At 63.8% G+C, this 13,487-nt stretch carries 11 protein-coding genes, 1 tRNA gene and 1 riboswitch; of the genes, 10 read left to right on the plus strand and 2 right to left on the minus strand.

Annotated elements, in window-relative coordinates; translation table 11 throughout:
* Positions 1 to 21 precede the first annotated feature (21 nt).
* The 4 genes from E6X30_RS04905 to E6X30_RS04920 all read left to right on the plus strand — a co-directional run bounded on the left by E6X30_RS04905 (position 22) and on the right by E6X30_RS04920 (position 3,380).
* Positions 22 to 94, plus strand: a tRNA-Leu gene (locus tag E6X30_RS04905).
* 113 nt (positions 95 to 207) lie between these two features.
* On the plus strand, positions 208 to 915 hold the full coding sequence (locus tag E6X30_RS04910; RefSeq protein WP_016663836.1) for a YggS family pyridoxal phosphate-dependent enzyme: 708 nt from the start codon (positions 208 to 210) through the stop codon (positions 913 to 915).
* Positions 916 to 978: 63 nt separating this feature from the next.
* Positions 979 to 2,358 carry an MFS transporter gene (locus E6X30_RS04915; protein ID WP_016663837.1) on the plus strand — a complete coding sequence of 460 codons (1,380 nt, stop codon included), beginning with the start codon at positions 979 to 981 and terminating at the stop codon, positions 2,356 to 2,358.
* A 77-nt stretch (positions 2,359 to 2,435) separates the two neighbouring features.
* A complete protein-coding gene (locus tag E6X30_RS04920) occupies positions 2,436 to 3,380 on the plus strand; it encodes a Bax inhibitor-1/YccA family protein (RefSeq protein ID WP_316335810.1) in 945 nt (314 codons plus the stop codon).
* Positions 3,381 to 3,457: 77 nt separating this feature from the next.
* Here E6X30_RS04920 and E6X30_RS04925 read toward each other — a convergent pair whose 3' ends face one another.
* Complete coding sequence (locus E6X30_RS04925; RefSeq protein ID WP_316335811.1) at positions 3,458 to 4,453, minus strand: hypothetical protein; 996 nt, start codon at positions 4,451 to 4,453, stop codon at positions 3,458 to 3,460.
* Positions 4,454 to 4,562: 109 nt separating this feature from the next.
* A riboswitch (TPP riboswitch) is annotated at positions 4,563 to 4,674 on the plus strand.
* Between E6X30_RS04925 and thiM the strand changes: the two genes are divergently transcribed.
* From thiM to E6X30_RS04955, 6 genes are all read left to right on the plus strand, one after another.
* Positions 4,657 to 5,535, plus strand: a complete 879-nt coding sequence (gene thiM / locus E6X30_RS04930) for a hydroxyethylthiazole kinase (RefSeq protein ID WP_316335812.1) — start codon at positions 4,657 to 4,659, stop codon at positions 5,533 to 5,535. Its footprint overlaps the riboswitch before it by 18 nt.
* Positions 5,532 to 6,227: a thiamine phosphate synthase gene (gene thiE / locus E6X30_RS04935; RefSeq protein ID WP_316335813.1), complete on the plus strand. Its 696-nt coding sequence runs from the start codon at positions 5,532 to 5,534 to the stop codon at positions 6,225 to 6,227. Before thiM ends, thiE begins: the two co-directional genes overlap by 4 nt.
* 49 nt (positions 6,228 to 6,276) lie before the next feature.
* Complete coding sequence (gene thiD / locus E6X30_RS04940) at positions 6,277 to 7,119, plus strand: bifunctional hydroxymethylpyrimidine kinase/phosphomethylpyrimidine kinase (protein ID WP_316335814.1); 843 nt, start codon at positions 6,277 to 6,279, stop codon at positions 7,117 to 7,119.
* A gap of 2 nt (positions 7,120 to 7,121) precedes the next feature.
* Positions 7,122 to 7,820 carry a TenA family protein gene (locus E6X30_RS04945; RefSeq protein WP_052126802.1) on the plus strand — a complete coding sequence of 233 codons (699 nt, stop codon included), beginning with the start codon at positions 7,122 to 7,124 and terminating at the stop codon, positions 7,818 to 7,820.
* Positions 7,821 to 7,878: 58 nt separating this feature from the next.
* Complete coding sequence (locus E6X30_RS04950; RefSeq protein ID WP_316335815.1) at positions 7,879 to 9,948, plus strand: prolyl oligopeptidase family serine peptidase; 2,070 nt, start codon at positions 7,879 to 7,881, stop codon at positions 9,946 to 9,948.
* Between the two features lie 9 nt (positions 9,949 to 9,957).
* Positions 9,958 to 11,295 (plus strand): alpha/beta fold hydrolase, encoded by a 1,338-nt coding sequence (locus tag E6X30_RS04955; RefSeq protein WP_259893082.1) that lies wholly within the window; start codon positions 9,958 to 9,960, stop codon positions 11,293 to 11,295.
* A gap of 3 nt (positions 11,296 to 11,298) precedes the next feature.
* On the opposite strand, the gene E6X30_RS04960 is transcribed toward E6X30_RS04955, so the two are convergent.
* Entirely contained in the window at positions 11,299 to 12,951 is a 1,653-nt protein-coding gene (locus E6X30_RS04960; protein WP_316335816.1) for a DUF2079 domain-containing protein, read from the minus strand.
* Positions 12,952 to 13,487: the final 536 nt, after the last annotated feature.

The raw sequence follows: 13,487 nt of genomic DNA on the forward strand, positions 1-13,487 counted from the left end.
TGGAGGGGCCCTTCGGGCAATGCCCCCATAGCCCAACGGCAGAGGCAGAAGACTTAAAATCTTTTCAGTGTGGGTTCGAGTCCCACTGGGGGTGCGACGTATCCAGGTCCCGTCTTTCGCGCACGCCGCCGTGATATGACGGATATATGAGGCCACCAGAGTCGATGGCCCGTGCATGGAGCGAAGGCGAAAGGGACGCGAAAAGACATGATGAGCGAAAAGATCGACGAACTTCTACCTCGGATTGAAGCGGCGCTTGCGCGCGGCGGGCGGTCGATGGATGATCTCCTGATTCTGCTCGCGACCAAGACGCGCACCGCTCAAGAGATTCGCGAGGCCGTGGAGCTCTTCGAGAAGCGAGGCGTCAAGGTGGACGTGGGCGAGAACCGCCAGCAGGAGTTCGCCAAGCATGCCGAGCTCGAGGATCTGCACGAGGCCGGCGTCATGCGCCACTACATCGGCACGATCCAGTCCAATAAGGCACGCGACATTTCACGCTTTGCGGATCTCGTCCACTCGATCGATCGCGAAAGTGCGCTGACGAGCATTGAGAAGCGCGCGGCGAACGACGGGAAAGTGCAGCGAGTCCTCATCCAGGTGAACACCTCGGGCGAGGAGTCGAAGGGTGGCTATGAGCCGGACCTCGGTGTTCTCAGGGAGGTCGCCGAGCGCTGCGCCGAAAGTGACTCGCTCGCGCTCGAGGGCCTCATGACAATCGGCACGAACACGGACGACGAGGTGGAGATTCGTCGCTCGCTTCGCCAGTTGAGGGAGCTTCGCGATGGTCTCGGCATCGAGGCTGTCAAGGAGCTGTCGATGGGCATGAGTAACGATCTTGAGATCGCGATCGAGGAAGGCGCCACTATTGTTCGCGTCGGCTCGGCAGTGTTCGGCCCGAGGGACTATTCTCACTAGTGCATCCGGGCCCGAGGGCGCGCAGCGGATCGGCCCACCCGTCATATCCCGCGAAGGACTCTCGTGCGCCCCACTTCCTACGACACCCTGACGCCATTTCAGCGTGCATTCGCCCTGTTCGCGATCGCGATCGGCGGGTTCGGTATCGGCTCGAGCGAGTTTGTGTCGATGGGCATCCTGCCTGACATCGCTCATTCGCTGCTTCCCGAGCAAATGGCGGTGAATCCCGAGCACGCCATCGCGCAGGCCGGCTGGGCGGTGAGCGCTTACGCCTTCGGCGTAGTCGTGGGTGCCCCCACGGTGTCGCTTCTCGGCGTGAAGATCGCGCGGCCAAAACTCATCATGCTGCTCGCGCTCGGGCTGCTTGTGGGGTCGGTGCTGTCGGCGTCGATGCCCGTCTTCGGCCTGCTTATTCCAGCGCGGTTCCTTGCGGGCCTTCCGCACGGCGCCTTCTTTGGCGTAGCGGCACTTCTCGCCGCCGACGTCATGGGGCCGGGTAACCAGGGCAAGGGCATTGCGCTTGCCCTGATGGGGCTCACGGTTGCCAACCTGCTTGGCGTCCCGCTGCTCACGGCCTTCGGCCAGCAGCTCGGGTGGCGAACCGCGTACTGGATCGTGGCGGGCGTGTTTGCCTTGTCGATCCTCTTGCTGTTCCTCGCGATCCCGCCGCAGGAAGCTCCAAAGGGGCGCAGCGTCAAAGACGAACTCGGGGCGTTTAAGCAGCCACGCATGTGGATGGTCCTCGTGATCGAATGCGTGGGCTTCACGAGCTTCTTCGCGATGTACGGATACATCGCCGATGTCACGGTGAGCGTTGCCGGTATCGACAAGCTGCTCATCCCCGTGATCCTCGCGCTCGCGGGTGCGGGTATGACGCTCGGCAATTGGATCGCGGGGCACCTCACGGACTGGTCCTACCGCGCGAGTCTGTTCATCGTGTTCCCGATCTTTATTCTGATGTTCATACTGCTCATTGCGCTGCGAGAAAACCCAGTGGGCTTCGGCGTGGGTGTGTTCCTCGTGAGTGCGACGAGCTCGATCACGAGCCCGCTCATGCAGGCGTGGCTCATGACGAACGCCGGCAAGTCCGTCACCCTCGCGGCCGCCTCACACCACGGCGCATTCAATGTCGCGAACTCCCTCGGCGTCATGTTCGGTGGATTCATTCTGAGCGCCGGCTTCGGGTTTTCCGCGGTGCTCTACCTCGCGGGCGGCCTCGCCCTGTTCGGCATGGTTGTGACGTTCGCGGGTCTGTGGATCGATCGCGATGGCGTGCATGACATCAACGCCCTCAATGACGAGAGCGAAGATACGACGTTCGGCGTGAGCATTCTGCGGACGCAAACGGGAGAGATGGTGGCGATTGCGGCAGGTGCGGCGGGTGAGAGCGTCGCGCTCGAGGCCGACGATGCCTATCTCGAATCGCATCACCGCGCGGAATAGCGCGTCCCTGAAAGTCGTTGGATTAACCGTAACTAGACTGTGGGCACGTAGCGATGCCCTCGAGAAAAGGACACCCTGTGGCGCGAAACAACGCAATCTTGAACAACAGCCCCGCTTTCCGTAATTCCGGCGGCTATGCTCCCGCACCGGAGTACAACCAGGCCCCGGGCACCCAGCAACAGTGGGGCCAGCCCCAGCAACAGTGGGGCCAGCCTCAGCAGCAGGCGCCGGGCTACCAGGCTCCCCAATCCCAGCAGGGCGGCTACAGCCCGGCCGATCTTGAAGCCATGTATAACCGCCCGGCCGCAACCGGCTTTGACACGGGCCGCATGACATGGCGCAACACCATGAACGCGATTACCGCGACCTTCGGCGTGATCATCGCCGTCGCGTTCGTGATCATGATGCTCCCGACTGTCACGGCGCTCGTGATGGGAACGGAGGAAGGCCGCCAGATCGGCTTCGCTTTCGCGTCGATCGCCGCGATCGTTGGCGCTATCGGAAGCTTCGTGACCGTTCTCGTGAACGCGTTCAAGAAGACGCCGAGCATGTGGGTCACCCTCGCCTACGCCGTGTTTGAGGGCCTGCTCCTCGGTGGCATCAGCCTGTTCTTCGAGACGGTCTACCCGGGCATCGTGCTTCAGGCCGTGATTGGCACTCTCGCCGTCGCCGGCTCGATCACCGTTCTTTTCCGCATGGGGAAGCTGCGTACGAGCCCGAAGCTCACGAAGATGTTCCTCATCGCCTTCGGTGCCTACTTCGTGTTCACGCTCGTGAACCTCGTGCTCGTCCTCCTCGGCGTGACTAACCTCCGCACGGGCATGCTCGGCGTCGTGATCGGCTTGGTGGCCGTGGCGCTCGCGAGCTACAGCCTCGTGATGGATCTCGAGGTGATCCGCAACGGTGTCGATAGCGGCGCCCCCAAAGCCTATGCCTGGACGGCGGCCCTTGGCCTCGCCGTAACCGTGGTGTGGATGTACACGGAGATCCTCCGCATCCTCGCGATCTTGCGCGACAACTAACCGCGCACAGCAAGAAACGGCCCGGGCCCTGAGGGGCTCGGGCCGAACTCATTCTTGGGAAGTCGAGTATCCGACGCCTACTCGGTGACCTTGAGGGTCGCGATAGCTTCCTCGAGTCCCTTCACGTGTTCGGGGTGGTCGGCGGCAACGTCGGAGACGAGTGCGCTTGGCCCCTTGGGAGTCTCGACGACGATCGCGGTGACGATCGAGGCGTTTGTGGTGCGCAGCCGTATCCCCTTCGATTTCGGGTCGAAACCGTAGGTTGCCTGGACGATCCACGCGGGCCTTCCGTCGACGGTCGTCGATTTGCTCGTGTAGTTCGTGATCTTCGGGTTGTCGCCGAACTGCTCGACAACGTTGAAGTGTGTGGCGTAGCACTGGAACATGGCGATGGCCATCTGCTCGGTGCCGGGGTAGGGGCCCTCGACATCTTCTTGCCACTCGATGCGGCCCACGGTGACGACGCTGTACCAAAACGACTCGACTTGCTTCGAATAGGCGCCCGTGTCGTAGAGGTACGGCACGTTTTCGTTCTGGTACCACTCCGAGTCCCAGTTCTTGGGAACCGTGTATTCGAGGCCTCCGCCCTTGATGGTGTTCCCGCTCTGGGTGCGCGACACCGTCGGCTTCGAGGACATGAGGCACTGCGTTGTGGGGGCCTGCGTGAAGATTTCGGGTGGCGGCTCGTTCGGGGCGGCCGGCGTGGGCTGCTCTTCTTTGTTGTTAGGGTCGCCCTGGGTGTTGACGCCAACGGTCGAGCCTTCTTTGGCGATGGGTTCTTCCTCGATGCTGCGCATCGCGACTTGCGAGACGAAAAGGCCCAGGGCGGCAATGAGCGCGATACCGCCGATGACGATGCCGATGACGACTTTGCGTGAGCTGTTGTCCTCACTGCTGTCATGGAGCTGGGCGTTGAGGGCTCCGCTCGGATCCTCTCCCCATCCGGAAGCGCCGCTTGCCCCGGAGCCGTCGGACCTCCCGCTGCCCGTGCCAGCCGAGCCCGCAGAGAAATCGGGCAGGCGAGGCTCGTGCGGGCTCTCCTGGCCCGGGTCGCTCTGATCGGGTGTGCTCACGCGCGTCCCTTTCCCTTTCGCCAACGTCTCATGTCGTCGCCCTTATTCTCACACTCCTTGACTGCGGCGGCTCTCAGAAGGTGTCGACCCAGGTAGCGATAGGGTTATACGACGTGACTCGGGGTGTCCCGGGGCCCGATTGCGGGTCCCGAGGGCTGAGATCAAACCCGTCGAACCTGCTCTGGAAACCTACCTGCGAAGGGATGTCACTCGTGACACAGTCATACACCGCCGGCATCGACAAAGCCGTGAACGCCATGCGCGAGGCCACACCGCTCGTGCATTGTTTGACGAATACAGTCGTTCAAAACGTCACCGCGAACGTGTTGCTCGCCGCTGGCCAGGCCCCCGCGATGGTCGATCACCCCGGCGAAGCTGCCACGTTCGCGCAGATTGCGAGCGGCGTGCTGGTCAACACCGGCACGGTCGCGCCGCACCAGGTTGAGTCGATGCCGCTCGCGGCAGAGGCGGCTGTGAAGGCGGGCGTGCCGTGGGTCCTCGATCCCGTGGCGATCGGTGCGCTCGAGGTTCGAACGTCGCTCGCGCACCGCCTGCTTGAGCTCGCGCCTACGGCGATCCGCGGCAATGCGTCGGAGATTTCCGCGCTCGCGGGCCTCGGCGCGGGTGGTCGTGGCGTGGATGCGACCGATTCGGTGGACGACGCCTTGCCTGCCGCCGCATCCCTCGCCGAGCGTACGGGCGCGGTCGTTGCCGTCTCCGGCAAGCGCGACCTCATCGTGTGGGACCGCGAAGGCGACATCCGCGCGCTCTGGCTCGAGTCCGGCCATGACCTCATGCCGCGCGTGATCGGTACGGGCTGTGCGCTCGGCGCCACGATGGCCGGGTACGTGAGTATCGCTCCGGCACTCGAATCTCGTTTTTCCGACGCCACCTGCGCGCCCATCGATGCGAAGGCCCTCGCGGTGCTCACGGCCCACGCGCACTTCGGTGCCGCCGGACAGCTCGCTGGTGAGCGCGCCTCGCGCCCCGGTTCGTTCGCGGTCGCGTGGATCGATGCGCTCGATGAGCTGAGCGGCGCCGACATTGCCGCACGCGTGCGCGTGACCGAGGCGTCGGCATGAACGCCTCGGCTTCGCGCGAGCGCGCGGCGAAAGCCGACTGGGCGCTCTACTTCGTGACTGACTCGGCGATGGCAGGCGGTGCCGATAAGGTACCCGCCCAGGTTGCCGAAGCGATCGAGGGCGGCGCCCACGTAATCCAGGTGCGAGATAAGGACCTTGATGACGACGCCTTTGTCGAGCTTGCGCGCCAGGTGCGCGACGTGGCCCGCGAGGTGGGGGAGCAGCACGGCCGGGAGATTACGGTCATCGTCAATGACCGAGTGGAGGCCGCTCGAGAGCTCGGTCTCGACGTCCACGTGGGTCAGGGCGATATGCCGGCATCCCAGGTGCGTGAACTCCTTGGCGCCGAGGCGATTATCGGCGTGAGCGTGTCGAATGCCGAACAGCTCGAGGGTGTGATCGCCGAGGGCTTCGCCGACGTCGTTGGCATCGGCCCGATCTGGAACACCGCGACAAAGACCGATACCGACCCCGCCGTGGGTCTTGAGCAGCTCGCCTCTCTCACCACGTGTGCACACGAGGCCGGTATCGTGGCGGTGGCGATCGGAGGTATTTCGATTCGCAACGCGAGCGAGGTCGCAGCTACGGGCTGTGACGGTATCTGCGTGGTTTCGGCGATCGCCGGATCCGAGGACCCCGCGACCTCCGCGACGTTTTTGCGCCGCGAGTTCGTGATGAACCAGCCGCTCTAAATTCTTCAGCCCGATTCATACGCGAGCTGTTTTCAAGGAGGACAACCCCATGCGCCCACCCATTGCACTGACGATCGCCGGAAGTGACCCGAGCGGCGGCGCCGGCATCCAGGCGGACCTTAAAACGTTCACGGCGCTCGGCACATACGGCTGCGCCGTTCTCACGTCTCTCACCGCCCAGAACACGCAGGGCGTGGACGCCGTGTTTACGCCGCCCGCCTCCTTCGTGCGCGAGCAGCTCACGACTTTGCTTGACGACGTTTACGTCGATGCCACGAAGATCGGCATGATTCCTAACGCCGAGGTTGCCGAGGTCATCGCGGATGTCATCGAGGAGCGCCGCAGCGATTTCGGCAAGATCGTGCTGGACCCCGTGATGGTGGCGACCTCGGGCGACATGCTGATGGGGGAGGATGCCATGGAGATTCTCCGTGATCGCCTCCTCCCGCTCGCCGACGTTCTCACGCCCAACATCCCCGAGGCCGCGCTGTTGCTCGGCGAAGACCCGGCGACCGACGAAGAAGAAATGAAAGAGCAGGGCCTCAAACTCATCAATCGCGGCCCGAAGTCAGTTCTCGTCAAGGGCGGTCATCTTCGTGGATCCGCGCTCGTCGACGTGTTCGTGCAGCTCGGCAACGTCGTGGACGTTCTCACGGGCGAGATGATCAATACGCGCAATACGCACGGCACCGGCTGCACCCTCTCGTCGGCCATCGCCGCGCAGTACGCGCGTGTGGCGGGCGGTGCTGACGCGACTGACATCGGCGTCGTGGCAAGTGCACGCGAGTTCCTCCAAAGCGCGATTCTTCACGCGAAGGAATGGGAGATCTCGAAAACTCCCGAGAGCGGCCACGGCCCCACCAACCATCTCATTACCGTTCAGGGGGTGTGAGCGTGGCACTCATTGAGCCCGCGGGCCCGCACACGGCCCGGATGTGGGAGGAAACCAAAGACATCCGTGCGCGCATCGACGCCCTGCCGTTCCTCGCCGAACTCGGCGCCGGCACGCTCGATCCGGAAAAATTTACGTTTTACATCCAGCAGGATGCCCAGTACCTCGTCGCGTACCAAAAGACGATGACCGCTATCGCTCGCCAGGCGCCAGGGGCAGATGAGCTTCGCTTCTGGGCGAAGTCAGCCGTCGGCGCCATCGCCGAAGAAAAGGCGATGCAGGAAGAGCTCTTCACGAACGACATCCTCGCCGCCCACCGAGTCGAAGGACTCGGGATGAGCCTGCACACCGCGGCCTACAGCAACTTCCTGCTCGCGAGCGCCACCTACGACACGTACGCGGTTGCCGCCGCGGCCGTGCTCCCGTGCTACTGGATCTATGCCGAATCGGGAGTTGCCGTTCTTGACGCAAGCAAGGGCGCGCTCGAGGGGCACCCCTACGGTACGTGGGTCGAGGCGTACGCCGACGAAACGTTTACACGGATTTCTCGAGAGGCCGTGCAGCTCGTCGAAGAAGCGTGCGATGCTGCGGGAGAAGCCGAACGCGAACGCGCGATCGAAGCGTTCCGGCAGGCCACTCGCTTCGAGGAGCTGTTCTGGACTCAGCCCATGGACGAACCTGAGGCGCGCATCCTTATTTGAGCTGGCGCGACTAGGCTTGCTCCAGAACACATCACCGCAGTGGGAAAGAGGAGACACCATGAGCGATCCGCATCTGTGGCTCGAGGACATCACCGGTGAGAAGCAGCTTGCCTGGGTGCGCGAGCGCAACGCCCGCACTGAAAAAGACCTCGACGCCGATCCGTTCACCGCTGAACTCGAAGCGGAAATCCTCGAGATCCTCAACGCGAGTGATCGAATTCCCGGCGTCACGAAGCGGGGCGACTTCCTCTACAACTTTTGGACAGACGCCGAGCATGAGCGCGGTGTGTGGCGCCGAACGACCCTCGACTCCTACCGCACCGAGAACCCCGAGTGGGAAACCCTCATCGATGTCGACGCCCTCAACGTCGCCGAAGGCGAGGATTGGGTGTGGCACGGCGCCCACGCACTGCGTCCCGCCGAAGGCGCGCCCTATCGTCGCTTCCTCGTGAGCCTCTCGCACGGGGGAAGCGATGCCGACGTCACGCGCGAATGGGATCTCGAAACCCGAAGCTTCGTGCCGGAAAGCGAAGGCGGCTTCGTGCGGCCCGAAGCGCGCGGCTTCGTCTCGTGGATCGACGAAGACACCGTGTGGGTCGGCACTGACTTCGGCGAGGGGACGCGAAGCAATTCTGGTTACCCGCTCCAGGCGCGCGTGTGGAGACGCGGCACGGCCCTTTCCGACGCCACCCTTGTGTTTGAGGGCGACGCGCAGGACATGCTCGTCTACCCAAGCCACGACCAGACCCCCGGCTTCGAACGCGACTGGGTCACGGTCATGCACACCTTCTACACCTCGACAACGTATGCCGTGGCTCGTGAAGGCGACGAGTTTCAGCTTCTCAAAGTTGACGTCCCAAGCGACATCGACGTGAGCTTCCACCGCGACCTCGCGATCCTGAGGCCGCGCAACGAATGGGTGACGGGAGGCCACACGTACGCCGCCGGCAGCCTGCTCGCGTGCGACTTCGACGCATTTATGGCGGGAAACCGCGATTTCGACGTGCTCTTCGATCCCGCCCCCACTACCTCGCTCGACGGTCTCACGATTACAAAGGATTACCTCGTCGTAACGGTGCTCGACGACGTTAAGCACCGCCTCGATGCGCACTACCGAAACGGCGATGGCAGCTGGGAGCGCGAAGATCTCTATCCCGAGCTCACCGGCTCGCTGAGCGTCGCCGCGGTCGATTCCGATGAGAGCAACGACGTGTGGATCACCCGCAACGATTTTCACGTGCCCGTGACCCTCTCGCTTGCAAGCCTCGACGGCATCCGTGAGGGAGACGGCGCTGGCGAGATCGAGACGATCAAGACGACGCCCGAGCGCTTCGATGCGAGCGGCGTCGAGGTCACTCAGCACTTCGTTGAGAGTACCGATGGTACGCGCATCCCATACTTCGAAATCGCGAAGGCCCAGGAAACCGTCGGACCCCGCCCCACGCTGCTCTATGGTTACGGCGGCTTCGAAGTGTCCCTCACCCCGCACTACCTCGGTGCGATCGGTAAGGCGTGGATTGAGCGGGGCGGCGTGTACGTGCTCGCGAACATTCGAGGTGGCGGCGAATACGGGCCCGCATGGCACCAAGCTGGACTCAAAGAAAACCGCCACAGGGTCTACGAAGACTTCTCGAGCGTGGCGCGCGACCTCATCGATCGTGGTGTGACTGATGCGAAGCACCTCGCCGTGCGCGGCGGCTCCAACGGCGGCCTGCTCACCGGCAACATGCTCACGCAGTACCCCGAGCTGTTCGGCGCCGTCGTGATCCAGGTGCCGCTTTTGGACATGAAGCGCTACTCGCACCTTCTCGCGGGAGCGAGCTGGATGGCCGAATACGGCGACCCCGACACCGACGACTGGGACTTCATCAAGACCTTCAGCCCGTACCACCTGCTGCGCGATGACGTCGAGTACCCGCCCACCTTCGTGCTCACCTCGACCCGCGACGACCGCGTTCACCCCGGCCACGCCCGCAAATTCACGGCCGCGCTCGAGGAGCTCGGCGCCCCCGTCAAGTATTGGGAAAACGTCGAAGGCGGGCACGGCGGCGCCGCCTCCAACGCGCAAGCGGCACGCATGAACGCACTGGTCCACGCCTTTTTGTGGGCAACCGTCGGAAAGAAATAAACCGAGCGCATGGACCTATACGACCGCCCTGCCGCGAACGAGCTTCTCGCCTCCCGTAATGACGTGATGACCGTCTACCGGGAGTTCGAGAACTCCGAAGGGCGCCTATTCCCGCTCAGGTATGTGCGGGCCGGCTATCAGTCCGATCTTCCCACGATCATGGTCCTTCCCGACGGGCCGGGCGTTGCGAGCGTGTTCCCGTACGAGATTCTGCGGCGCGACATGGTCAAAAAGGGACTCGACGTCATCATGATGGAGCATCGCGGCGTGGGCATGAGCCGCGCGGATGCACAGGGCAATGACCTTCCCGTTGGCGTGATGAGTGTGGAGAACGTGCTCGACGATGTGCGTGCCGTGCTCGACCACGCGCAAGTGCCGCGCGTGGTGCTGTACGGAACCGGGTACGGTGCCTACATCGCGCAACGGTTCGCCCTGCGCCACCCGGAGCGCGTGTTCTCGATGGTTCTCGATTCGCCCTTCACGGGCGTGCGCGACGGGCGCGCCCTTCGCGAACTCATGCGTGACCTGTATTGGCGCGGAACGTTCGACGCGACCGAATCGATCGCGCGCGCCGTGCGGATGCTCGTCGAGCAGCGCGTCGTCCCCGTCGATGAGACCGGCGTTGTGCTCGCCGCCGTCCACGAGTATGGAGGCGTGAACTCGGTACGCGATCTCGTGGACCTTCTCGTGCAGGGGCGCGGTCAGCTCGCGTGGGCATCGATTCACCAAATCATCACCGGCCGCGAGTGGTTCAACACCACGCCCTACGTATATGAAAACGACCTGGCTGGCCGCATTTCTGCGACCGAACTCGGATTCGCTGAGGCCAGCGACGGCAAGCCGCTCGACCCGCTTACCGTCTACGCGCGTCGCGCCGCGCAGTTCCCGCCGTTCACGGGGGAGAGCTTTGACCTGGAATCGGCGAGGCGCTCAATCACGACTCCCACGCTCGTTGTGGGCGGGGCGCGCGATGTGATCGTGCCGTTGTGGCGCTCGCGCCTCGCAGCCGACGAAATTCCCGGCGCCCACGTCGGATCCGATCCGTCGAATCCGAGGTTGCGATTCATCTCCGCTCACAACGTCGGCCACGCCCTCATTGACTCGCACATCGAGCTTTCGGTCGTCGCGATGCGCTGGGCCGCCGCGGGTGCGATCGATGCCCTCCTCGATCGCGACATCAGTTCGCTCAATCGCAGCGTGCGTAACGAGGCCTACGGCCGCGGCATCCGCACGGCGCTTCTCGCCGAGCAGTATTCGCCGCTCAAACTCTGGTCGGTTCGCTCGCTCGCCGCGGGGCCACTCGCCTCCGCCGATGCCCGCGGACCTCGAGGGCTCACTCGCCGCTAGGACTCACTCGCTTCTAGGGCCGCCTTGGCACGCGACCTGCACGTAAGAGTTCGCAAACACGAGTTTGTACGGCTCGCGCGCGCTCGTGATGACGGATGCGCCGTTGAGTCGTTCAGGTTTTGCGTTTGCATTCGCGGTCCACTTCGCATTTGCCCACTCGGCCCAGCCGCCCGGGAATTGCTCCTGCTCGCGCGCCCCGTACACGCCCGCGACGCATTCGGGTGCCCGCTTCGTCTCGCCGTGCATCCACTGCACATCGTTTGTCGCCACGAGCGGGGCCATTAAGCGAATGTCGCTCGCGACCGTCACGCCCTTGGGCACATGCGCTTGCCCCTCTCGAGCGGCATTGGCGAACTCCGAGTTCGGGTTGAGCGCCCCGGTTGCGATCCACGTGAGGGGAAGCGAGGTTGCGAGATACGCGGTCGACAGGACCGAGAGGGCAACGCCGAGGCGTTTCGTCCACAGCTGTGCTTTTTGCGGCGCGAGCGGGCGTTCACGAAGCTCAGCCAGATGCGTGAGCGCAGCTCCCCGCATGTGCGGGAGGGTCGCAAGGAGCGCCGCGAACGCGATCGGCATAAGGAACGAGTTGTAGTGCCACTGCCAGGTCCAATAGTGCTCGACGGAACCGAGGAACCGCCAGGCAAGCGTCGGAAGAAGACCGAGCGCAAGTGGGCTCGTGACCCCCACGACACCCATGAACGCCACGAACATGAGCACCGTTTGCCACTTTACGAGCGGCGTGAAAGCCTGCGTGAGCGGCGCAAAACTCTCCGTGTACACGTACGCGCTCGCGGGGCTCAGCGCCGGCAAAATCACCCACGTGGCGAGCACAAACCACACGAGGCCCCACGCCGAAAGCAGCAGCGCGTAGCGGGGTTTCTTTTCCGACGTTAGCCTCGCAACCGTCGCGCGGAGCCTCTGCGAGGGGCTACCCGCTTCGGGCCCGGGTGTGCGCCACATCCACGCCATCGCGAAACCGAGCATCATCACGGTGAGGCCCAGATCTTCCTTGACGAACACGAGTGCGCCGATCCACAGGAGCGCTGCCTTCGATCGGTTCTCAAGGAAGGCCGCGAGACCGAATGCCACGAAGAGAACGGCGAACGCATACTCGTGAAATTGGACGTTCTGGCTACCTTGGAGCCCGAAGGAGAACGCGTAGCCGGCGCCGGCAAGCATGCCGAGTCGTGGACCGAGTTTCGCCATTGCGACGCGCGTGAGCGGGTACACGCTCGCCCCAAACAGCGCGGCCTGCGCCCACAGCAGCACGGCTGGTGACGGCCACAGCCACCACAGCGGTGCGAGCAGTACGAGGACTGGGTGGAAGTGGTCGCCGAGTAGGTTGAAGTTATCGCCCTTGATCGGCACGATCGGGGCATTGACGTGCGCATACTCCTTGACGGCTTCGGCGAAGATACCCAGATCCCAGCTCGGGAAGAAGTACGAGTCCCACTGGAGCATCGAGAGCCATCCGTAGAGTGTGGTTGCCGCGAGGGCGAGGCCGAGCGGGGCGAGGCGCATGGGGTCCAGGACCGCGTCGAGGAAGGCGTTAGTGCGTGCACTCGGGGTGTCTTTTTCGCTTGTGTGTGCGGTGCCTGTCGTGCTGCTGTTCGCGCTCGAGTTTGCGTCTGTAGGCTCAGGGTGCAAAGTTGTCACGCGCCCCATTGTGCCAGGCATGCGCTTCGACGGGACCGTTCTCACGATGCGCATGCAGCTAGACCCAGCTCGTGGTGGTCGGTTCTTAGCGTTGGGAGCGCCCTCGTTTCTTTTCCGCCCCCCTTGCCCCGCTTCTTGCTCTAGTTCAAGCGGCGATTTTCGCTCTTCGGACAGTCCTCGCGACCGGTTGCGGCGCTATAACGGAGTCCTGTCAGGGACTTCGTCCGCTTTCTGCTCAGCCACCGTCTTCTGCTCAGGCTTCGCCTTCTGTTTCGGTAGCTTCCCCCTTCCCTTTGTTTGCTGAAGGTGGGGGACACCCCCAACCCCCCAATCAAAGCTGCCCTGCCGGCAGACCAGAGCGGCCGTGTGAGTATCGGACAATAATGCGTAGTCCTCCAAGGGTCTGGACACAGGAGCTTTTCCCTTGCCTCAGTGGTGCGACCAGGGGGAGAAGAAACATCCACCCCGGTGCACCTGCTGCGGTGACAGCGACCCATCGCCCGCAGCAGGTGGCAATCGTCACGGTTATCCCTCTT

Source organism: Dermabacter sp., from assembly GCF_032550575.1.
Classification (GTDB): domain Bacteria; phylum Actinomycetota; class Actinomycetes; order Actinomycetales; family Dermabacteraceae; genus Dermabacter; species Dermabacter hominis.

Coding starts and splice junctions, on each gene's coding strand:
- thiE (WP_316335813.1), top strand. CDS start 5,532: ATGAACGCCTCGGCTTCGCGCGAGCGCGCGGCGAAAGCCGACTGGGCG.
- E6X30_RS04955 (WP_259893082.1), top strand. CDS start 9,958: ATGGACCTATACGACCGCCCTGCCGCGAACGAGCTTCTCGCCTCCCGT.
- thiD (WP_316335814.1), top strand. CDS start 6,277: ATGCGCCCACCCATTGCACTGACGATCGCCGGAAGTGACCCGAGCGGC.
- E6X30_RS04910 (WP_016663836.1), top strand. CDS start 208: ATGATGAGCGAAAAGATCGACGAACTTCTACCTCGGATTGAAGCGGCG.
- E6X30_RS04950 (WP_316335815.1), top strand. CDS start 7,879: ATGAGCGATCCGCATCTGTGGCTCGAGGACATCACCGGTGAGAAGCAG.
- thiM (WP_316335812.1), top strand. CDS start 4,657: ATGTCACTCGTGACACAGTCATACACCGCCGGCATCGACAAAGCCGTG.